This window comes from Micromonospora sp. NPDC049175, assembly GCF_043197345.1.
Taxonomy (GTDB): Bacteria; Actinomycetota; Actinomycetes; order Mycobacteriales; family Micromonosporaceae; genus Micromonospora.
Genome location: NZ_JBICSY010000003.1, coordinates 188,178 through 209,270 on the forward strand (window position 1 = coordinate 188,178; position 21,093 = coordinate 209,270).

Sequence of the window (21,093 nt, forward strand, 5' to 3'; positions counted from 1 at the left end):
GACACCGGTATTTCGGATCAGGTGTTGACGTGCCGTATGTGAGCGCTAACACTACCCCGAAAGGTGACAGTTTTGGCCCCGGCACTCGACGGGGGAGTCCAGAGAGGAGAGGCCCGTGGGCAGGAGATTCCTGGTTGCTCTCGGCGGTGTGATGCTGACGCTGAGTATGGCAGCGTGCAGTGGCGGGGGTGCGGGCAGCGGTGACGACAAGAGCGCCGACAAGCCCGGTGACCTGACCATCGGTGTGTCGATGCCGACCCAGACCTCCGAGCGGTGGATCGCCGACGGCAACGCGGTGAAGTCGAAGCTTGAGGCCAAGGGCTACAAGGTCGACCTCCAGTACGCCGGCGACGACATCCCCACCCAGTCGCAGCAGGTCGACCAGATGATCACTCAGGGCGCCGACGTCCTGATCATCGCGGCGATCGACGGCACCGCGCTCAGCAGCCAGCTGCAGGCCGCAGCCGACGCGAAGATCCCGGTCATCTCCTACGACCGGCTGATCCGCGGCAGCAAGAACGTCGACTTCTACGTCAGCTTCGACAACTACAAGGTCGGCGTCGCCCAGGGCACCGGGCTGCTCGTCGGTCTCGGCCTGCTGAACAAGGACGGCTCGAAGGGCACGGCCAAGGGTCCGTTCAACATCGAACTCTTCGCGGGCTCGCTCGACGACAACAACACCCAGTACTTCTTCGGTGGCGCGATGGACACGCTGAAGCCGTTCATCGACAGCCGTACGCTTGTCGTCAAGTCCAAGCAGACCACCCCCGAGCAGGTAGCCACCCTGCGGTGGCAGCAGGAGACCGCGCAGAAGCGCATGGAGAACCTGCTGACCTCCAGCTACAACGACGGCTCGAAGGTCGACGGTGTGCTGTCGCCGTACGACGGCATCTCCCGCGGCATCATCACCGCCCTGCAGAACGCCGGCTACGGCACCGCCGCCAAGAAGCTCCCGCCGGTCACCGGTCAGGACGCCGAGATCGCCTCGATCAAGCTGATCAACGACGGGGTCCAGAGCTCCACGGTCTTCAAGGACACCCGTCTGCTGGCCGACCAGGCCGTGAACGCCGCCGAGGCGTTCCTGCAGAAGAAGGAGCCGCAGGCCAACGACACCAAGACGTACGACAACGGCGTCAAGGTCGTCCCGGCGTACCTGCTCCCGATCGTCACGGTCTACAAGGACGACATCAAGACCGCGCTGATCGACTCCGGCTACTGGACGGCGGAAGAGGTCGCCGCCGGTCAGGCCAAGAAGTAAGCCAATCGTCGGGCCCGGCGGTCATCGCCGGGCCCGACGTCTGGGCGTACCGTGTCCAGACCTGACGGAGGACAGTGACAATGGACGACACCATCCTCGAGATGCGTCGCATCACCAAGACCTTCCCCGGCGTGATCGCGCTGGAGGACGTCACCCTCGCAGTGCGCCGCGGGGAGATCCACGCCATCTGTGGTGAGAACGGCGCCGGCAAGTCCACCCTGATGAAGGTGCTGTCCGGCGTCTACCCGTCCGGCTCGTACGACGGCGAGATCCTCTTCGACGGCAAGCCGATGCAGTTCCGTGGCATCCGCGACAGCGAGGCCAACGGCATCGTCATCATCCACCAGGAGCTCGCCCTGGTGCCGTACCTGTCGATCGCGGAGAACATCTTCCTCGGCAGCGAGCGGCGCAGCCGCCTCGGGCTGATCGACTGGAACCTGGCCAACGCCGAAGCGGCGAAGCTGCTGGCGTCCGTCGGGCTGCACGAGAATCCCGTCACCCCGGTCATCCAGCTCGGCGTCGGCAAGCAGCAGTTGGTGGAGATCGCCAAGGCGCTGTCGAAGAAGGTGCGCCTGCTCATCCTGGACGAGCCGACGGCCGCGCTCAACGACGTCGACTCGGCTCACCTGCTCGACCTGTTGCGGGCACTCCGCGACCAGGGCATCACCTGCATCATGATCTCGCACAAGCTCAACGAGATCACCGCCATCGCCGACACGACCACCGTCATCCGGGACGGGCGCGCGGTGGAGACCCTCGACATGAGGTCCGACGACGTGACCCAGCAGCGGATCATCCGCGGCATGGTCGGGCGCGACCTGGACAGCTTCTACCCCGACCGCGAGTCGTCGCCGGGCGAGGAGGTCCTCCGGATCGAGGACTGGACGGTGCGGCACCCCGTGCAGGACCGGATGGTCGTCGAGGACGTCGCCCTGTCCGTCCGCGCCGGCGAGGTCGTCGGCATCGCGGGCCTGATGGGTGCGGGGCGGACCGAGCTGGCGATGAGCGTGTTCGGCCGGTCGTACGGGCGTGACATCCGGGGCCGACTCTTCGTGCGCGGTCGAGAGGTGCAGGCCCGCACCGTCGCCGAGGCGATCGACAACGGCATCGCCTACGTCACCGAGGACCGCAAGAGGTACGGGCTCAACCTCATCGACGACGTCCGCCGTAACGTGTCCGCCGCCGCGTTGGACCGGTTGTCCCGCCTGGGCTGGGTCAACGGCAACGAGGAGATCAAGGTCGCCGAGGACAGCCGGCGGGAGATGAACATCCGGACGACGAGCGTCATGGCTGTCGTCGGCAAGCTCTCCGGCGGCAACCAGCAGAAGGTCGTCCTGTCGAAGTGGCTGTTCACCGACCCGGACGTGCTGATCCTCGACGAACCCACCCGGGGCATCGACGTCGGCGCCAAGTACGAGATCTACACGATCATCAACCGGCTGGTGGCCGCCGGCAAGGCGGTGATCGTCATCTCCTCGGAGCTGCCGGAGTTGCTCGGGATGTGCGACCGCATCTACACCCTCGCCGCCGGCCGGATCACCGGTGAGATGCCGGTGGCCGAGGCGACTCAGGAGAGCCTCATGGAGCTGATGACAAAGGACAAGGAGCTCGTGGCGTGACCAGCATCAAGACCCCCCCGACGGAGAGCCCGGCGCCTTCGGACAGCACACCCGCGGCCGCTCTGCACAGCGGCACGAACGACCTGCGGGCGCTTGTGCTGAACAACCTGCGGCAGAGCGGGATCTACGTCGCCCTGGTCGTCATCGTCGCGCTCTTCGCAGTCCTGACCGACGGGGTGTTGCTGAGCCCCGGCAACATCACGAACATCGTCCTGCAGTACTCGTACATCCTGGTGCTCGCGATCGGGATGGTCATCCTGATCATCGGCGGGCACATCGACCTGTCGGTCGGATCGGTCGTCGCACTGACCGGAGCGGTGTCCGCCGTCCTGGTGATCCAGCAGGGCTATCCCTGGTGGGTAGGCGTCGTGGCCGCGCTCGCGGTCGGCGTCGCGGTCGGCGCGTGGCACGGCTTCTGGGTGGCGTACGCCGGCATTCCGGCCTTCATCGTGACCCTGGCCGGCATGCTGCTGTTCCGGGGTCTCACCCTGCGGGTGCTCGACAACATCTCGCTGTCGCCGTTCCCGGCGGAATACCAGAAGGTCGCGGCGGGCTTCCTCAACGGGCTGCTCGGCGGGCAGGGCTTCGACGCCTTCACGCTGCTGATCGGCGCCGTGGCCGTGGCCGGGTACGCGGTGAGTGGCTTCCGCACCCGCGTGGCGCGTATCCGCTACCAGCAGCCGGTCGAGTCGTTCCCGCTGTTCGTCGCCCGGGTCGTGCTCGTCGGCGCGGTCATCATGTACTTCGCGTGGCAGCTGGCGCACGCCCGCGGCCTGCCGATCGTGCTGATCATCCTGGCGGTTCTGGTGCTGGTCTACGGCCTGCTCACCAGGCGTACCGTCTTCGGTCGCCAGGTCTACGCGATCGGCGGCAACCTGTCGGCGGCGGCGCTGTCCGGGGTGAAGGTCCGCACCGTCAACTTCTGGATGTTCGTCAACATGGGCTTCCTGGCGGCGGTGGCGGGTGTCATCTACTCCTCGCGGTCGAACGGCGCTCAGCCCGCCGCCGGCAACATGTTCGAGCTGGACGCGATCGCCGCGGCCTTCATCGGCGGCGCGGCGGTCACCGGCGGCGTGGGCACCGTTGTGGGCGCCATGGTCGGCGGTCTGATCATGGCGGTGATGAGCAACGGCATGCAGCTGATGGGTATCGACCAGTCGACCCAGTCGGTGGTGAAGGGCCTCGTCCTGCTCGTCGCGGTCGCCTTCGACGTCTACAACAAGCGCCGGGCCGGCACGGCCCGCTGACGCCCTGACGGTACGAAGGTGCCCCCTGCCCGCCTCGCGGGCAGGGGGCACCGCCGTCGACGGGCCTCCGTCCGAATGGCGCCGGAGCGGAAAGGCGATCCCGCCGCACCGCGAACGGCCCGGCGGGATCCCATGCGGTCAGTGGCAGGCGCTGGTGCCGCTGTCGGTGTAGGTCTGGCCGGCTACCGGTACGAACCGCCAGTCGTAGCTGTTGGAGTGCAGGGTGAACTTCAGGACTCCCCAGGCCGAGCTGTTGCGTGCCTCGCTGTTGGGCTGGATGGTGCCGAAGCCGTAGTGACCCGCGCCGCCCATGCCGGCGACGAAGCTGCGCATGCCGCGGCTGGTGTCGGCGCCACCGGACGGGTTCATCGGCGCGAAGCGCTCGTACACGTGGTTGTGTCCCCACACCACGACGTCGGCGTTGTAGTCGTAGAGCGCCTGGTACAGCGGGCGCGTGGACGTCGACGGCGCGTGGTTGGAGCTGGACGTGAACAGCGGGTGGTGCCAGTAGGCGAGCGTGCACGGCTTGCCGCTGGCGGCCAGGTCCGCCCGCAGCCACTGCTCCTGGGTGGATCCGGCCGACATGCTGATGTTCGAGTTCAACGACACGACGTGCCAGTTGCCGAGGTCGTACGAGTAGTAGCCGCGCCCGCTCGGGCCGGCCGACGTACCGAAGTAGTTGTAGTAGCCGGTCGCGCCCGACGTGTTGTAGTCGTGGTTGCCCGGCGACGGGCGGGTGCGGCTCTTGTGCCGGCCCCAGGTGGGCTCGTAGTAACTGGCGAACTGCGACGCGGTGCCACTGTCGTAGACGTTGTCGCCGGTGGTGAAGACCGTCCCCGGGATGCTGTCGAGCAGCGTCGCGGTGGCGCTGTCGCCGGAGCCGGAGTCGGCGATGTCGCCCGCCCCCACGAACACCGGGTCCCCGGACTCCGGTGGCGTGGTGGTCCCGGTGGTGACCACCAGTTGCGGGGCGTCCGCGCCACTCTCGCGCGTGTCGTAGTAGGCGCCGTCGCCGCTGGCGGAGGTCGCACCGAAGCTGTACGTCCCGTTGCCGGTGACGGCGGCCGTGACGTCGACCTCGTACCAGGTGCTGCCGCTGACCGCGCCGATGGTGCCGAGCGTGGCCCCGTCGATCGTCGGCTGGTTGGCCCAGGTGGTGCCGGTCTCCGACCACGTCGTGTTGGACATCCGGCGGAACGTGCCACCGGCGTCGCTGCCGCTGTTGCCGCTGATCGTGCGCAGTCGCACCTTGGCGCTTGTCACCGTGCCGCTGACACCGCTCACGGTGAAACGCAGGAACGAGCGGCGCACGGGCGAGTTGTCGACCACGATCTGCGTGGACGTGCCGTAGTTGGTGGACGTCGCGTCACTCTGGACGTAGGTGTCCGCGACCGGCGTGAACGTCACGCTCGCCGCCGACGCCGCGTCGGCGCCTATCCCGACGACGGCGGCGGTCGCGGCGACGAGCACCAGCACCGCTCCCGTCGTGATCGGCGGACGGGAGAATCGAATATCCATCCAGGACTCCTTCGCTACGGGTGTGAAGCCCACGGAATGTAGGAAGGTCGATGGACCGGCGGGCGACGGGTGGATGAACACCACGTCCCGGCAGGCAAACACCTCGATGTTCGCGGCACGTTCACCCGCGCCTCGCCCGGCTGCCACGCGCGGTCCGTTGTGCCCTTCGCGACGAGTACGGACGATGGCTGGCCGGCAGTTGTCGACCCGAGGAGATGCTCGTGTACCTGTCGACCGTTTCCCGACCGGTCGCCGACCCGCCCGCACCGGGGCCCCGGCGTCGACGGCTCGCCCTGGTCAGCGGCAACGTCGTCGCACTCGGCACGGTCAGCCTGATCACCGACGTCTCCGCCGAGATGGTGGCCGCCGTCCTACCGCTCTATCTGGTGCTGGGCCTCCAGCTCAGCCCGGTGGCCTTCGGCGTGCTCGACGGCGTCCACACCGGCGCCACCGCGCTCCTGCGGGTCGTCGGTGGGTTCGCCGCCGACCGGTTCCGGCGGCGCAAACTGATCGCCGGCATCGGCTACACCCTCTCGGCGGTCGCGAAGCTCGGTCTGCTGCTCGCCGGCCGGTCGATACCGGCGATCGGTGGCGTCATCGCCGTCGACCGCCTCGGCAAGGGACTGCGCAGCGCACCACGCGACGCGCTGATCACGCTCTCCACGCCACCCGAGGCGCTGGGTCGGGCGTTCGGGGTGCACCGGGCGATGGACAGCGTCGGCGCGTTCCTCGGACCGCTCGCCGCGTTCGCGGTCCTGCTCGTCGTCGGGCAGTCGTACGACGCGGTCTTCGTCACCAGCTTCTGCGTCGCCGCGCTGGCCGTCGTCGTGCTCGTGCTCTTCGTCCGGGAACGCCCCGCCGAGCAGGCGACGGACGGCCCGGACGACCCGAGCGTCTCCGTCCGGGAGGCGCTCGGCCTGCTGGGCGGGGGACCGGCCCGCCGGCTCGTGCTGGCCGCCGCGATGCTCGGGCTGGCCACCATCGGCGACGGTTTCGTCTACCTGCTGCTGCAACGCCGCGAGGACCTCGGCCTGCGCTGGTTCCCCCTGCTCGCGGTGGGGACCAGCCTGGCCTACCTGCTGCTCGCCGCCCCGCTCGGCGTCCTCGCCGACCGGATCGGCCGGCTGCCGGTGGTGCTCGGCGGCTACACCGCGCTCGGTGCCACGTACCTGCTGCTGGCCGGCCCGGTCGACGGTTGGCCGTTGATCGTGCTGACCCTGGGGCTGTACGGCGCGTTCTACGCCGCCACCGACGGCGTGCTCATCGCGCTCGCCGGACCGGTGCTGCCGGCGCGGCTGCGGACCACCGGGATCGCGCTGGTGCAGACCGGGCAGGCCCTCGCGTACCTCGTCTCCTCGGTCCTGTTCGGTCTCGGCTGGCAGGCCTGGGGGCCGGAGGCGGCGATCCGCGCGGCGGCCGTGGCGGTCGCCTGCGTCCTGGTCGGCACGCTGCTCCTGCTGACCGCCCCGTCCCGTCTCGTCACCCGGAGGGTGCCCCGATGAGCGCGTTGTCGACCCGAGCGAAACTCGGCGTGCTGGTCGCTTCGGCCGTGCTGCTGGGCAGCGTGGCAGCCGGCTACGTGGCCGTGGCGGCGGAACCCGCCCGGACGCCGCCGGCCGCCACCGGCGACCAGGTGGTCACTCTGACGCCCGGTCCGCGCCTGCTGGCCATCACCGACCGGCACCTGTCCACCGTCGCCACGGCCGACCCCACCGGGCCCCGCACCGTCTCCGGCGTGGAATGCCTGCGGGCGTACGCCACGGGCGGCACCGGCGTCTGCCTGAGACCGGAGACCGCCTGGTCGTACGAGGTCGTCGTGCTCGACGCGGCGCTGCGCCAGACGCGGGCGGTCGGCGTGCCGGGTCTGCCGAACCGGGCCCGGGTGTCGGCCTCCGGCCGGATGGTCTCCTGGACGACGTTCGTCGGTGGCGACTCCTACACCGCCAGCGGCTTCTCCACCCGCACCGGGATTCTCGACACCACCACCGGCGCCACGGTGAACACGCTCGAAGAGTTCGCCATCACCCGGGACGGACGCCGCTACCGCAGCCCGGACGTCAACTACTGGGGCGTCACCTTCACCGCCGACGACAACCGCTTCTACGCGACCATGTCCACCGGGGGCAAGCGCTACCTCGTCCTGGGTGACGTCGCCGCCCGTACGGTCGAGACGGTGCGGGAGAACGTGGAGTGCCCGTCGCTGTCACCCGACGGCACCCGGATCGCCTTCAAGGAGGCGATCGACGCCGACCCGGCGAAGGGCTGGCGGCTGTCGGTCCTCGACCTGGCGACCATGCGGGTCACCGCGACCGCCGAGACGCGCAGCGTCGACGACCAGGCCGCCTGGCTGGACGGCGGCACACTCGCCTACACGCTGCGCCAGAGCGACGGCCAGCCCGACGTCTGGAGCGTCCCGGCCGACGGGTCCGCTACGCCGACACTGACGATCCCGGGCGCGGAGTCCCCGGCGCCGCTCACCTGACGGTCCGGCTGCCGGGCGGTCCGGACACCTGCCCGCCTTGGCGCGGACAGCCTCCCGTCATACGGGATTACGCGCCACACCCATCGCCGTTCATCGACGTTCTCAAGGCTGTTGACCATGACAAGGTTGAGCCGTCGCATTTTCGTCCTCGGTGGACTGGTGGCTGCCGGAATCGCGGTGACCCCCCGCCAGGGTGCCCGCGCCGCGGTGCCGTATCCCTTCAAACTCGGTGTGGCGTCCGGTGATCCGGCGCCCGACAGCGTGGTCCTCTGGACCAAGCTGGCACCGTCTCCGCTCAACGCCGACGGGCAGGGCGGCATGGCCAACGCCGACGTGACGGTCGAGTGGCAGGTGTCCACCACCGACCGGTTCACCTCGCTCGTCGCCTCCGGCTCGGTGACCGCACGCTACGCCGACGCGCACTCCGTGCATGCCATCGCCGGTGGGCTCGCCGCCGACTCGGACTACTACTACCGGTTCCGGGCGCAGGGCCAGATCTCGCCGGTCGGGCGGACCCGGACCGCCCCGGCGCCCAGCACCGTGGGCCGCGACCTGGTGATGGCCTTCGCCTCCTGTGCCCACTACGAGGCCGGCTACTACACCGCGTACCGGCGGATGGCCGAGGACAACCCGGGGCTGATCCTGCACCTCGGCGACTACATCTACGAGGGCGGCGTCGGCACCTCCACGGTGCGGCAGCACGTCGGCGCCGAGATCGTGTCGCTCGCCGACTACCGCCGCCGGTACGCGCTCTACAAGTCCGACCCGGACCTGCAGGCGGCGCACGCGGCAGCACCCTGGCTCGTGGTGCCGGACGACCACGAGGTGGAGAACAACTACGCCAACATGGTCCGCAACGACAGCAGCCCGACGCTCACCGCCGCGCAGTGGACCGCCCGACGGTCGGCCGCGTACCGGGCCTACTACGAGAACATGCCGCTGCGGCCGGCCTCCGCCGCCAACGGCAACAGCATCCCGCTGTACCGGCGCATCCGGTGGGGACAGCTCGCCACCTTCCACATGCTCGACACCCGGCAGTTCCGCGACGACCAGGCGTGCGGGGACGGCTGGAAGGTCTGCGCCGACGCGGACCTGACCTCCCGGTCCCTGACCGGCGCGACCCAGGAGGCGTGGCTGCTCGACGGGCTGGCCCAGCGCTACGGCACCTGGGACATCCTCGGCCAGCAGGTCTTCTTCGCCCAACAGCTCGACGCGAACGGGGCGGCGAGCATGGACGCCTGGGACGGCTACCGGGCCTCCCGCAGCCGGATCCAGACCGGCTGGCAGCAGCGTGGAGTGCGCAACCCGCTGGTGCTCACCGGCGACGTGCACCGGTCGTGGGCCAACGACCTCAAGGCCGACTACGCCAACCCCGCCTCGGCCACCATCGGCACCGAACTCGTCTGCACCTCGATCACCTCGACCGGCAACGGCAGCGGCAGCACCACGGTCCCGAACGCGGCGGCCAACCCGCACCTGAAGTTCTACTCCGACCGGCGTGGCTACGTGCGGACCACGATCAGCCGCAGCCAGGTCCGCGCGGACTTCCGCACGGTGCAGACGGTGACCGAGCACGGCGCCGCGGCGGCCACGGCCCGCTCGTTCGTCATCCTCGACGGCCAGCCCGGCCTCCAGGCCGGGTAGAAGGAGACCCACAATGACCGCACTCACGACACTGCTCGCCGCCTCCCTGCTGCTCCCGAGCCTGGCACCGGCCCCGATCGCGGTCACCGCCGAGGCGGTCACCTGGACCACCGCGAACAGCGTGGCCACCGGTGACCAGGACCTGCCCGGCATCGCCATGAACCGCAACGGCCAGGTGGCCGTGGTGTGGGAGGACGACCGGGACAGCACCGCGCCCGAGGACGACACCCACAGCGAGATCTACCTGCGACTGTTTCGCGACGGCACGCCCGCGTACGAGGTGAAGCTCTCCGGTGGGGGCACCAGCGGGGCCGCCTGGCGGCACATCAGCCCCGACGTGGGGCTCGACGACCGGGGCAACGCCGTGGTGGTCTGGGCCGCCGACGGCGACGGCAACGGCGTCTACAACATCCAGTACCGGGTGGTGTCGTCGAGCGGCGCCGTGCTCGCCTCGGGGCAGGCCAACGCCAGCGACGCCGGGCAGCAGATCTGGCCGAAGGTGGCGCTCGACCCGGACGGCGCGCCGACCAGCGGCGCGGTCGGGTTCACGGTGGTCTGGGAGGACGTCCAGGGGACCGCTCCGGCCACCGTCAAGGCCGCCGGCTACACTGCGGCCACCACCAAGGCGTACGAGGTGACTGCCTCGCAGACCACCGGCTCGCACCACCGCCCCGACGTGGCGGTGTCCGCCACCGGCGAGGCGCTCGTGGTGTGGGACGAGGACGCCGACGCGAACGGCTCGTACAACATCGGGTTGACCCGCCTGGCCCGGTCCACCGGCGCGGTGGCGCTGTCGCGGCGCACCGCCAACGTGCAGAGCGGCGGGCAGCAGCAGCGACCGTCGGTCGCGGCGAACGTCGCCGGGGACTTCACCGTCGGGTGGGAATCCGACCACACCGGCGCCCGAGGCGTCTGGGCGCGGTCGTTCACCGCCACCGGCACCGCCCGCCACGACGAGGTCCAGGTCTCCACCGGGACCGGGGCCGTCGCGCCCGGCGTCGGCATCGACGACCAGGACAACGTGGTGGTGGGCTGGACGGTGTCGGGCGCCAACCCGGACGTCTGGGCGCGCGGCCTCAACCCGGACGGCACCTCCACCGGTCGGCTGGCGGCCCAGGCGTTGAGCCAGACCACCACGGGTCGGCAGGAGCAACTGGCCGTCGCCGCGTCGCCGTGGGGCGAGGTGAGCCTGTGTTACACCGACGACAACGACGGGAACGCCTTCGACCAGGTGCTCCTGGGGTTGGGCGCGACGAACTCGACCTGGCTGATGTCGGCCGACGAGCTGCGCCGGTTGAAGGCGCGGGCGGGCGTCACGGCGCACTGAGCCGACGGGTCCGGGTCAGGCGGCGTGGTCGGGCCCGCCGCCGTCCTTCGCCACCCCGTCGTCCGCGCCAACGGACGACGGGGTGGCCACGGCGCGCAGGGTGACCGCCTGGTCGGCGTGCTCGACCTCGAACAACGTCCCGGCCGGGAAGGCCGCGAACGCCTCGGGTGGCAACTGGATCGTGCCGTCACCGGCCACCACGGCGAAGTCCCGGCCGTCGCGCCCCTCGGCCCCGACCCGGCCGTCCCGGATGGTGACGGCGCGGCCCAACCGGGCACCCACCTCGCCGTCGTGGGTCACCACGACGACCGTGGTGCCCCGCTGGGCGTTGACGGTGGCCAGCGCCCTGAGCACCTCGTCCCGACCGGACGCGTCGAGCTGGCTGGTCGGCTCGTCGACCAGGAGCAGCCCGGGCCCGGCCGCGAGCCCCTGCGCCAGGGCGGCCCGCTGACGCTGCCCCGGAGTCAGGTCGCCCACCCGCCGCGCGCCGTGACCGCCGAGGCCGACGAGCTCCAGGACCGCCTCCGGCGGGTCGAGCCGACGTCCGGCGATGCGCGCCGCGGGTCGCTGCGCCAACCAGACGTTGCGCGACAGCGACACGTACGGCAACAGGTTACGTTCGGCGCCCTGGAGCACCGTGCCGACGGTGGCCCCGCGCAGGCCCGCCAGGCCCTTGGACGAGAGCCGGGACAGCTCGTGGTCGCCCACGTGCACGCGGCCGGCGGACGGTTGCAGGAGCCCGCCGAGGATCGCCACCAGTGTGGACTTTCCCGAGCCGGACGGCCCCACCAGCGCCAGCATCTCGCCCGGCGAGATGTGTAGGTCCACACCGGAGAGCGCGACGACGTCGCCGGTGCCGGTGGAGTAGATGTGGATGAGCCGGTGGCAGGTGACGGCCACACCCCCGGCCGGCGGCTCGGCGGCGGTCGGCCGCTCCGGCCGCTCGGCAGTCAACGGCTCGTCCTGCGGCTCGACGGTCAACGGCTCGTCCTGCGGCTCGACGGTCATCGGCTCGTCCTGCGGCTCGACGGTCATCGGCTCGTCCTGCGGCTCGACGGTCATCGGCTCGTCCTGCGGCTGGGCGGTCATCGGCTGCTCCGGCGGCGCACCGAGGCGGCGATGACCCGACCGAGCACGACCGCGGTGAGGGCGAACAGCGTGACAGTGGGCACCACGAACACCAACAGCCGGCCGAGGTCCGGCCACTCGGGTATCGGGACCGGGGAGCGGCCGTCACCGAACAGTCGTTGCCCGCTTCGGGTGAGCAGCCAGATCACCAGGGTGACGAGACCGCCCGACACGGCGGCGACCGCGACCGGTAACCCGTAGCCGCCGCGGACGGCGCGCGCTGGCAACCCCTGCCGACGCAACGCCACCAACATGGCCACCCGGGTACGCTGCTCGGCCGCCGCCATCGCGATCAGGCCGGCCGCCCCGATCAGCACCCCGGCCAGGGCGGCGAACAGGTTGAAGCGCAGTGCCAACGCCGGAGCCTGCCGATCGAAGTCCTGGCGAGCCCCGGTGATCGTCCGCTCGCCGACGATCGCCAGACCCTGGGCGCGAAGCCGGTCGAGGACGTCGGCGGGCGCGGTCGCGGCCAGCCACACCTCCTTGGTGCCGCTCTGGCCGGAGACCGCGATCCGATCGGCGTATTCCAGGTCGACGATCAGGCCGGCGCCACCGAGCTGCGGCAGACCGTCGGCCACCCCGTCGATCCGGGCCGTGGTCGGTGCCCCGTCGACGCCTTCGTGCGGATAAGTGGCGCCGAGCTGCGTCCCCTCCGACCGGGTCACGTAGACGGGCAGCGGAAACGGTGAGTCGGCGACACTGATGCCGTCTACCCCCGCACGCCCCTCCCACATCTTCAGGGCCAGCGCTGGGGACGAACCGCCCCTGGCGCTGACCTCCGAGTCATCCCCCGCGACGGTGCGTCGCCACCGCCTCAGATCGGCGAACTGCGTACCGGTCAGCACCACCGTGTCGGCGTTGCCATCGCCGATGCGCATCTCCTCGAAGTGGACCGTCACGTCCTGCCACATCACCGCGGTGACGATTTCCATCTTGACCAGGCGGCACTGTGTCACGCACTCGGGCACCGGAACGACGTACTGGTCGCGCCCCGGATGGATGTCCGGCTGCGCGACGACCACCCGAGTGCCATTGGCGCTGGAGACGGTCACCGCGAGGCGCGGCGCATTCCCCCCGAAGACCTCCGTGTCGAAGCTGGTGGTCGACAGGCCGACGCTGAGCAGTCGCCCCCGGAGCAGCACCGGCTCTCCGGGCGGGGCGGGGCGGATGGCGCGCGCGATGTCCGCGAAGGACGCTCCGTAGGACGGGTGCGGCACGGCCACCGCCGTCAGCCGGGCGGAGTCCACGGCGAGCACCGGTGTGCCGCCGTCGGGGAGCCTTTTCGTCACGACCGCGGCCATCGCGAAGCGACCCTCGGGATCGGCCTTCCGCACGGCCGCCAACAGGTGCGAACGGGACGGCGCGTCGACCTCGACCACGCGCGGCGCGCCGACCTCCACGACCGCCCGATCGCCGTAGGCGGCCGAGGCGAGCTCGTTCATCGACGCCGTGAAGGCGAGCATGGCGACAGCGACGGTGAGCAGCGCGATCAGCGGTCGGAACCGTGGTTGCCGGGCCACCTGCACCAGGGCGAGGCCGACGGCGGTGCGGCCCCGGGCCAGCAGTGCCGCACCGACCGCGGCGCCGGCCAGCATCGCGACCCGTGCCAGCAACACCGCCGCGGCGAGCGCCCCGGCGACAGGTGCCACGAGTGCCAGCCCGCTGGGCGACCCGCCGGAGCGCAACTGCACCACGGCGGCTGCCGCGATGGACACCGCGACGACGTCGCCGATCGTCGCCCGCCACCCCCGGACCCGGGCCGGCACCCGACGCAGCAGGTCGACGACAGGTGCGGACAGCATCCGAGCCTGGGCCAGCAGCACCGCGGCGAGCGCGCCGGCCGCGCCGATGGCGGCGAAGGCGACAACGTTGGCGTCCAGCGTGACGTCGGCGCGGGCCGGGAGGGTGTGCGCGGCGAGCAGTGTGGCAGCGGCGACGCCACCCAGGCAGCCGAGGGGGATCGCGACCAACGCGGGTACGGCGTGTTCGCCGATCGCCAGCGCCCACAGTCGTCGGCGTTGCACTCCGCGGAGCAGGAGCAGGCCCTGCTCCGGTCGCCGCTGCTCCGCCGCCGAACCCACCGCGACGAAGAGCACCAGCCAGCAGAGCAGCACGAGCAGCCCGGCGCCCAGCGTGACCCCGTCGGCCAGTTGCCCGCGTTGCCGCTCGATGCGGTCGAACAGGCTGGTCGTGGTGGTGCCGGCTCCGAAGTTCTCGCGGTTTCCGTCCCGCTGCAGCTTCATGACCGCGGCCCGCAGCTCCGGCATGGATCCGCTGTCCAGCAGCTTCTCGGTGACGTAGAGGTCGGCCGTGGACCGGTGCAGGATGACATCGTCGTCGGGCAGGGGAGCGGCCTCGGCGATGAAGATGGCATCCTCGGCGCTGCCCGGGATCGACGTGCCGGGGGAGCCCCCGGTGGCTGGGCGAATGAGTTCCCCGCCGAGCCAGAACGGATCGGTCACGTCCTGCGGTCGGTAGATGCCTGTCACCCGCACGGGCACCGCGGCGAAGGTGAAGCGATCGCCGACGGCGACACCGAGCCGCGCGGCGGTGTGCGTGCTGACCATGACCTCGGGGGGCTGGTCTCTCGAGGTGGCCCGGGGGCAGGCGCCAACCACGGCGACCCGCTCACACACCCCCTCCCGGAAGATCAGGCGGGAGGTCACCTCTCCGGCTCGGCCGGCGGCGACGCCACCGGTCTGAGCGCCCAGGACGACGTCGAAGCCGGCCGGCGTCAGTTGCCGGACCGTGCTGGTGAACACGGTGCGGGTGGGGTCACCGGGCATCCCCGGATATTCGGCGCCCTCGGCGAGCCGGATGCGAAGCTCGTTGGGCTCCGCAGTGGACATCTCGTACCGGGCCAGCGCCTGCCCGGCCGCGGCGACGTAGCTCGGTGCGGCCGCCGCGGCGGCGCTGGCGAGCACCGCGAGCAGGAGCACCGCCAACGCCTGTGCTCGGCGGGCCGCGATCGCACCCCAGATGACGGTCAGCATTGGTGCCGAGGTTATCGACCGGACCGCCCGCCCGCCGCCCCGTACCGGTAGACCGAGACCTGCCGGTCACCGGTGGCCTCAGTCGCGGAGGATCTCCGCCCGCCCCTCGACGAGGTGCAGCTCCGCCTCGCAGGCGGCGGCCACCTCCGGGTCGTGGGTGGCGAACACGACAGCCGCGCCCCGGCGTGCCTCGCCGTGCAACAGGTCCAGCACCCGCTGCCGATTGCCCGCGTCCAGCTCGCTCGTCACCTCGTCGGCCAGCAGCACGCTCCCGCGCAGGGCCAGGCCGCGGGCGACGGCCGTCCGCTGCTGTTGGCCACCCGACAACTCCTCGACGAGTTGGTCGGCCTGGCCGGCAAGGCCCAGCAGCTCCAGCATCGCGGCGGTCTGCCCGCGGGCCTCGGGTGGGGTCACGCCATCGGCCACGAGCGCCACCTGAAGGTTCTCGGCGGCCGTGAGGATCGGGGCCAGGCCGTTGTCCTGTGGGACGAGCACGATCCGGTGCGCTACCGCGTGATCGCGGTCGCGCAGCGGCTGCCCGTCGACTGTCACGGACCCTTCCCGTGGTCGCAGCAGCCCGGCCAGGGCGTGGAGCAGCGTCGTCTTGCCCGCGCCCGACGACCCGGTCAACGCCAGGACCCGTCCCGGCCGGACCGTCAACGAGATCTCCCGGAGGACGGCCGGCGCGTCGCCGTAGCCGACTGACGCCCCCTGCATGCTCAGCATGTGCCACCGCCCCTTTTTCCGGCTTCCAAGGATCCGCAGACTGCCACGGCGGGCGGACCCGCACAATCCCGTCGATCCGCCAGCGATCCGGGTGGTCAGTCGACCCGGGGTCGCCGCTCGTAGCTGACCAGGGCGGCGAGGAAGGCTGTGAGCAGCCCGAGAGCGGCCAGCGCGGGCAGGGTCCGGGCGAGGGGTATCAGGAGGAGGACGATGCCGATCGCCACGAGGTGGCCCGCCGACCTTCCTACGGTCAGCCGGAGGAACAGCAGGCGGCCGGCGAGATAGAGCGCGGCGCCGCCGTAGAGCACGAGGATGGCCGACCAGCTCATCGGTTCCCCGCTGAGCTGCCGGGGTCGTGTCTGCTCCGTCAGGTTCGCGAGGATCAGGTGGATGCCCAGGGCGACGTAGACGGCCCCGGCGACGAGCGGCAGATGCGCCAGCGTGTACGCGTCCGCCGCCAACTGCTGCCGACGCCGGGAGCGCGGCGAGGCCGAGGTCAGCACCTCCGCCGCGGCCGGTGCGACGCCCACGAAGTAGAGCCACCACAGGCAGACGGTCGCGGCGAAGCCGAACACCGAGGCCACCAGCACCGGCCAGGCGATCACCTCCAGACCTGCGGCCCCGGCCGACAGCAGAGACTCACCGAGCACGATGATCAGCACCAGACCGTGGCGTTCGGCGAAGTGCGCCCCGCTGCGGACCTCCCCGAAGCTGGCGGCGGTGGCGATCCGGCCGCCGCCGTAGTCGACGAGGAACGCCACCGTCCACAGCACGGTCTGCGCGGTCCCGCCGAGGATGGCGCCCACCAGCAGCGGGACCCAGGCGATCGTGGTGGGCACGGCGAAGCGCAGGGTCTGCCTGCGGTACTGCGGGTTGCCGGACGAGGAGTAGGTGATCAGGCCGAGGTGCAGTCCACGGACCACGATGTAGGCGATGGCGAGGGTGAGCGGCGGGCTCAACGCGCCGTCGTGGCGCTGCCACGCCTGCGGGATCACCAGCGCGGCCACGAAGATGGCGGCCATCGCCGCGAGCATCCCGGCCAGCACCGGGCCGGTGTCCGCACGGACCTGGTTGCCGAGCCACGCGTAGCAGCTCCACGCGTACCAGAACCAGAGCAGGAGCAGTAACCCCTGGTACAGGGTGAGCGGACCCAGCGACTCCGCCATGAAACCGATGAGCCGTGTCAGCGCGAACACCAGCACCAGGTCGAAGAAGATCTCGAAGGTGGTGGCCCGGTGTGCCTCCTCGACCAGCACCGGCCGGGACCGGTGGACGCGGCTCATCCGCTCATCCTGGTCTGTTTCGCACCTCGTCGGAGGCCAACGCCCCGCTCCGACCGAATCAGTCGAAGAGCAGGTCGAGGTGGGCGTCCAACGCGCCCAGTGCCTGCTCGACGGTGTACTGCCCACCCAGCAGGTAGACACCGAGCCCTTCCATGAGCGCCAGCAGACCGGCCGCGGCGGCGTCGCCGTGCCGGTCGGGCAGGACGCCGGCGATGAACCCGGTGAGCTGCCGGGTGCCCTCGCGCAGGCTGGGCACGGCGGCCGGACGCACCGCCGTGTAGGCGAGGAACGCGAGCGCCACCCGCCCGTCGTCGCGGGTGCCCTCGTCCAGGGGCAACAGCGCGGCGAGCATCGTGCGCAGCAGCAGCCGGGGTGGCGGGTCCACGCCCAGTCGTGCCAGCGCCTCGGTGACCCTGATCTGGCCGCGTTCCCGCACCACGCTCAACGCGAACGCCATCATCTCGTCTTTCGTCCGGAAGTAGTGCTGGACCATTCCGGCGGACACGCTGGCCGCGGTGGCCACGTGGCGGAGGCTGACGGCCTCCAGGCCCTGGTCCGCGGCGACCCGCATCAGCGCGTCCGCGATGAGGGTGCGTCGCTCCTGGTGATCGACCTTCTTGGGCATGGCCTCGATCGTTTCACAGTGGGTGGCCCGGACAGCCCGCCAGCGGCGGCGGTTACCGGCTGACCGGGTGGTTAGCGGGCGCGCCCCGCGCGCTGCGCAGGAGGCCGTCCGGGTCGTCGGCGTACAGGCGCAGCTCGTTCATCGGCATCGACCCGGTCTTCGCCAGATCTAAGGTCAGCGGCCGGCGCAGCAGCACGTCGATGCTGGTCTGGCTGCCGACCGAGATGGACACCACCCGACGCTCACCCTCCTGCTCGACCTGCACCGACCTGCTCGACGGCAACGAGCGGTGGCGCTTGCGCAGGGCCTCGACGTCGGTCCACGGGATCCAGATGTCGATGCCCGAGCTGAGCCGCACCCGCAGGCCCCGGTCGCCCACGACGTGGGGGTGGATGGTCATGCTGGCGAACAGGCCGATCATCCAGAGCAGACCCCAGATGCCGAGGCCCAGCACGATCCAGCGGGCGGGCCGCCACGGCACCACGTGGGTGACCACCACGTCGAAGATGGGGATCTCCACGACCGACAGGCCGATGAAGATGCCCAGGATCGGCTTGACCACGCCGAGGTAGCCGAACGGCTCGTCGCCGGGTCCCAGCGGCAGGGGGCGGCGCCGGGCCCAGACGTACAGGCTGCGCCACGTCGCGGCCTCGGCCTCGGCCGCCCGACGCAGCAGCGGGCCCACCCGCGCCCTGGTCGGTGCCTTCGTGTCGGTCACTGTCGTCCTTCCCGCTCGGGCGTCGACGGTTGGTGGACCGTGATGGTGCCGGCGCCACCGTCCACGGTGACGAGCTGTCCGGTGCGGATCGTCCGGGTGGCGTCCGGCACGCAGATGACGGCGGGAATGCCGTACTCCCGGGCCACGGTCGGGCCGTGCGCCATGATCGCGCCGGTCTCGGTGACCAGCGCCGCCGCGGTGAGGAACAGCGGGGTCCAGCCGGGGTCGGTGGTCGCCGCCACCAGGACGTCGCCGGGCTCGACGTGCGCGGTGCCCGGGTCGTGGACGACCCGGGCGGGCCCGGTCACCCGGCCCGCCGACGCGCCCACTCCGGCGAGCGTCCCGTCGGCGGCGGGCGCCGCCGGCAGGACGGTCTCGACGTCGGTGCCGTCGGAGAGCAGCGCCACCGGCACGCTTCGGCGGCGCAGCTCCCGGCGGTGCGTCGCCCGTCGGGAGGTGACGGTGCCGCGCAGATCAACACCCTGGTGTACGGCGGCGTGCGCCTCGTCCAGGGTCAGGAACATGATGTCGTCGGGCTGGTCCAGCAGCCCGGAGTCGTGCAGGTCGGCACCGATGAGCAGCAGTTGGCAGCGCGTCTCCCGCAGTGGGTACAGCCCGGCGAACTTGCCGGCCTCGCGCAGGCCGGCAAGTGACCGCGCCCGGCGCAGCAGGAACCCGGCGATGTTGCCCCGCACCGGCCGCCGACGGCGGGCTCGCCCGACCAGCTCCTCCAACGCCGCCTCGGCTGCCGCGCCGGCCCGCTGGAAGCGCTGATCGGGGCCCTGCCGCGGATCGGTGACCCGCAGGTAGTTCGCGACCGCGGCGAAGACCGGCGTGGGGTCCTCCGCCCAGCGCGGCACGCCGAGGTCGACCTCGGCGACGCCCCGGTGACCGTAGACGTCCAGGAAGGCCGCCATGCCGATGTCGGGCAGCGTGCCGTTCAGGTGGCGTGCGGCCAACTCTGCCGGCGGGGTGTCGAGCAGGAGCTGACGGTGGTCGCCCGCACCCTGGGCGAGTCGCCACAGGGCCAGGTCCATCTCGATCGTGACGTTGTGCGGCATCCCGGCCAGCACGGCGTGGATCTCGTCGGGACCGGCGAGGCCCCTGAGGAGGGTGGTCGGCAACGCGGTGGCGAGCATCCCGGCGACGATCGGCCACATGATCGCGTCGGCGGTGTCGTCGGCGTCGGCGTCAGTCGCCTGGACGAAGCGCAGCCGATCGGCCGCGGTACGCAGGTCGGCGGGGGCGGCGGACCGTACTCTGAGCTGCTCGACGGCCTCGAACAGCCGGATCCGCGCGGCCTCGGGGCGGGCCAGCGCCCGCAGGATCCCCACCACCGCGCGGCCGGCCGTCCGCAGCGACGCGGCCCCCGGTGCCCGGCCGCGCGTGGCGCCGCCCTTGGTCGGGGCGAACCGGGGATCCGCGAGCACGTGCTGCATCACCGCCTGGGCGCGCGGCCCGAAGTCGACAGCCAGGAGCCGCACCAGTCGCTTACGGGACGATCCGTCCCGCGCGAGGTCGGTCAAATCGCCGTAGAGGCGGCCGCCGATGTCGACGATCTCGACCCGCACCCCGAGCGCGGCGAGCATCCCGGCGATCTGCGCCCGCAGGGTCGACATGCCCATCGGGGTGACCGGTTGCCGCATGCCCTGGACGTGCCCGAACTCCAGGTAGACGCGGGGGAGGGGCTTCCCGCTCGGCGGCGGGGCGGGGAACAGGCTGGTGATCGGCCGGGACTGGAGGAGCCACAGCACGTCGTCCGCGTCGAAGGCCCACTCGACATCCTGCGGGCAGCCGAAGTGCGCCTGCAACCGTTCGCCGGTGGCGCGGAGGCGGGCCAGTTGGGCCGCCGTCAGGCAGCCGGTCTCGTCGCGCGTGACGTCGTCGAGGAGGTAGTGGTCGACGGCGGTGGCGCCGTCCACCACTGTCGTGCCGAGGCCGGCGGCGGCGTCGACGGCCATCTCGTCGCGGCGCCCGGTCAGCGGGTTCGCGGTGAACAGCACCCCCGCCACCGTGGGGGTGACCATGCGCTGCACGACGACGGCCATCAGCACCGTTCGATGATCGATGCCGTGGGCGTCGCGGTAGGCGGTCGCGCGGTCGCCGTGCAGCGAAGCCCAGCACTTCTCGATGGCGGCGATCAGCTCGGCGGTGCCGGTGACGTTGAGGACGGTGTCCTGCTGCCCGGCGAAGCTCGCGTCCGGCAGGTCCTCGGCGGTGGCGCTGGAGCGCACCGCCACCGGGCCGGCGCCGAGCCGCTGGTACGCGGCGACGACCTCGGCCGTCGGGACGACCCCGAGTCCGTGCGCCTCGGTGGTGACGCAGAAACCGTCGGGGACCTGCTCGCCGTGCCGGATCAGCTCGCCCAGACCGGCTGCCTTACCGCCAGCCACTGCGGTCATGGCGGCGGTCACCTCGGACAACGCGATCACGTGCATGGCGACCTACCCTCGTTGCAATGCGACTGCATTGAAACGACAATACCTCTTTTGCGATGCGACTGCAATGTAACAGCGCTGGCCGCC

15 protein-coding genes are annotated in these 21,093 nt (G+C 71.5%); 7 read left to right on the forward strand and 8 right to left on the reverse strand.

The features are described from left to right. The first annotated feature begins 115 nt into the window (after positions 1–115). The 3 genes from chvE to mmsB all read left to right on the forward strand — a co-directional run bounded on the left by chvE (position 116) and on the right by mmsB (position 4,124). Positions 116–1,258 carry a multiple monosaccharide ABC transporter substrate-binding protein gene (chvE, locus tag ACGFH8_RS14820; RefSeq protein WP_393367309.1) on the forward strand — a complete coding sequence of 381 codons (1,143 nt, stop codon included), beginning with the start codon at positions 116–118 and terminating at the stop codon, positions 1,256–1,258. An 80-nt stretch (positions 1,259–1,338) separates the two neighbouring features. Beyond that, positions 1,339–2,877 carry a multiple monosaccharide ABC transporter ATP-binding protein gene (mmsA, locus tag ACGFH8_RS14825; protein WP_393367310.1) on the forward strand — a complete coding sequence of 513 codons (1,539 nt, stop codon included), beginning with the start codon at positions 1,339–1,341 and terminating at the stop codon, positions 2,875–2,877. Next, on the forward strand, positions 2,874–4,124 hold the full coding sequence (mmsB, locus tag ACGFH8_RS14830; RefSeq protein ID WP_393367311.1) for a multiple monosaccharide ABC transporter permease: 1,251 nt from the start codon (positions 2,874–2,876) through the stop codon (positions 4,122–4,124). The genes mmsA and mmsB overlap by 4 nt, the downstream gene beginning before the upstream one ends. 138 nt (positions 4,125–4,262) lie before the next feature. Here mmsB and ACGFH8_RS14835 read toward each other — a convergent pair whose 3' ends face one another. Continuing rightward, a complete protein-coding gene (locus ACGFH8_RS14835; protein WP_393367312.1) occupies positions 4,263–5,642 on the reverse strand; it encodes a DNRLRE domain-containing protein in 1,380 nt (459 codons plus the stop codon). A 221-nt stretch (positions 5,643–5,863) separates the two neighbouring features. Between ACGFH8_RS14835 and ACGFH8_RS14840 the strand changes: the two genes are divergently transcribed. The 4 genes from ACGFH8_RS14840 to ACGFH8_RS14855 all read left to right on the forward strand — a co-directional run bounded on the left by ACGFH8_RS14840 (position 5,864) and on the right by ACGFH8_RS14855 (position 11,095). Next, a complete protein-coding gene (locus ACGFH8_RS14840; RefSeq protein ID WP_393367313.1) occupies positions 5,864–7,144 on the forward strand; it encodes an MFS transporter in 1,281 nt (426 codons plus the stop codon). Continuing rightward, a complete protein-coding gene (locus ACGFH8_RS14845; protein WP_393367314.1) occupies positions 7,141–8,124 on the forward strand; it encodes a TolB family protein in 984 nt (327 codons plus the stop codon). Before ACGFH8_RS14840 ends, ACGFH8_RS14845 begins: the two co-directional genes overlap by 4 nt. A 117-nt stretch (positions 8,125–8,241) precedes the next feature. After that, complete coding sequence (locus ACGFH8_RS14850) at positions 8,242–9,768, forward strand: alkaline phosphatase D family protein (protein WP_393367315.1); 1,527 nt, start codon at positions 8,242–8,244, stop codon at positions 9,766–9,768. A 13-nt stretch (positions 9,769–9,781) separates the two neighbouring features. Next, positions 9,782–11,095, forward strand: a complete 1,314-nt coding sequence (locus ACGFH8_RS14855; RefSeq protein WP_393367316.1) for a hypothetical protein — start codon at positions 9,782–9,784, stop codon at positions 11,093–11,095. 15 nt (positions 11,096–11,110) lie between these two features. Here the strand turns inward: ACGFH8_RS14855 and ACGFH8_RS14860 are convergent, their stop codons facing one another. The 7 genes from ACGFH8_RS14860 to ACGFH8_RS14890 form a co-directional block, all read right to left on the reverse strand. After that, the gene (locus ACGFH8_RS14860) at positions 11,111–12,184 is read right to left on the reverse strand and encodes an ABC transporter ATP-binding protein (RefSeq protein WP_393367317.1); all 1,074 of its coding nucleotides are present in this window, start codon (positions 12,182–12,184) and stop codon (positions 11,111–11,113) included. After that, on the reverse strand, positions 12,181–15,216 hold the full coding sequence (locus ACGFH8_RS14865) for an FtsX-like permease family protein (protein WP_393367318.1): 3,036 nt from the start codon (positions 15,214–15,216) through the stop codon (positions 12,181–12,183). Before ACGFH8_RS14865 ends, ACGFH8_RS14860 begins: the two co-directional genes overlap by 4 nt. Positions 15,217–15,294: 78 nt before the next feature. Further along, positions 15,295–15,942, reverse strand: a complete 648-nt coding sequence (locus ACGFH8_RS14870) for an ABC transporter ATP-binding protein (protein ID WP_393367319.1) — start codon at positions 15,940–15,942, stop codon at positions 15,295–15,297. A 95-nt stretch (positions 15,943–16,037) separates the two neighbouring features. Next, a complete protein-coding gene (locus tag ACGFH8_RS14875; RefSeq protein WP_393367320.1) occupies positions 16,038–17,225 on the reverse strand; it encodes a low temperature requirement protein A in 1,188 nt (395 codons plus the stop codon). Between the two features lie 58 nt (positions 17,226–17,283). Further along, entirely contained in the window at positions 17,284–17,850 is a 567-nt protein-coding gene (locus tag ACGFH8_RS14880; RefSeq protein ID WP_393367321.1) for a TetR/AcrR family transcriptional regulator, read from the reverse strand. A 52-nt stretch (positions 17,851–17,902) separates the two neighbouring features. Next, positions 17,903–18,568 carry a hypothetical protein gene (locus ACGFH8_RS14885; protein WP_393367322.1) on the reverse strand — a complete coding sequence of 222 codons (666 nt, stop codon included), beginning with the start codon at positions 18,566–18,568 and terminating at the stop codon, positions 17,903–17,905. Next, positions 18,565–20,970 (reverse strand): PEP/pyruvate-binding domain-containing protein, encoded by a 2,406-nt coding sequence (locus ACGFH8_RS14890; RefSeq protein ID WP_393367323.1) that lies wholly within the window; start codon positions 20,968–20,970, stop codon positions 18,565–18,567. The genes ACGFH8_RS14885 and ACGFH8_RS14890 overlap by 4 nt, the downstream gene beginning before the upstream one ends. Positions 20,971–21,093: the final 123 nt, after the last annotated feature.

Excerpts from the sequence above, each read along its gene's own strand:
- mmsA (WP_393367310.1), top strand. The coding sequence starts at position 1,339 with ATGGACGACACCATCCTCGAGATGCGTCGCATCACCAAGACCTTCCCC.
- ACGFH8_RS14835 (WP_393367312.1), bottom strand. The coding sequence starts at position 5,642 with ATGGATATTCGATTCTCCCGTCCGCCGATCACGACGGGAGCGGTGCTG.
- ACGFH8_RS14845 (WP_393367314.1), top strand. The coding sequence starts at position 7,141 with ATGAGCGCGTTGTCGACCCGAGCGAAACTCGGCGTGCTGGTCGCTTCG.
- ACGFH8_RS14850 (WP_393367315.1), top strand. The coding sequence starts at position 8,242 with ATGACAAGGTTGAGCCGTCGCATTTTCGTCCTCGGTGGACTGGTGGCT.
- ACGFH8_RS14855 (WP_393367316.1), top strand. The coding sequence starts at position 9,782 with ATGACCGCACTCACGACACTGCTCGCCGCCTCCCTGCTGCTCCCGAGC.
- ACGFH8_RS14860 (WP_393367317.1), bottom strand. The coding sequence starts at position 12,184 with ATGACCGCCCAGCCGCAGGACGAGCCGATGACCGTCGAGCCGCAGGAC.
- ACGFH8_RS14865 (WP_393367318.1), bottom strand. The coding sequence starts at position 15,216 with ATGCTGACCGTCATCTGGGGTGCGATCGCGGCCCGCCGAGCACAGGCG.
- ACGFH8_RS14870 (WP_393367319.1), bottom strand. The coding sequence starts at position 15,942 with ATGCTGAGCATGCAGGGGGCGTCAGTCGGCTACGGCGACGCGCCGGCC.
- ACGFH8_RS14875 (WP_393367320.1), bottom strand. The coding sequence starts at position 17,225 with ATGAGCCGCGTCCACCGGTCCCGGCCGGTGCTGGTCGAGGAGGCACAC.
- ACGFH8_RS14880 (WP_393367321.1), bottom strand. The coding sequence starts at position 17,850 with ATGCCCAAGAAGGTCGATCACCAGGAGCGACGCACCCTCATCGCGGAC.
- ACGFH8_RS14890 (WP_393367323.1), bottom strand. The coding sequence starts at position 20,970 with ATGACCGCAGTGGCTGGCGGTAAGGCAGCCGGTCTGGGCGAGCTGATC.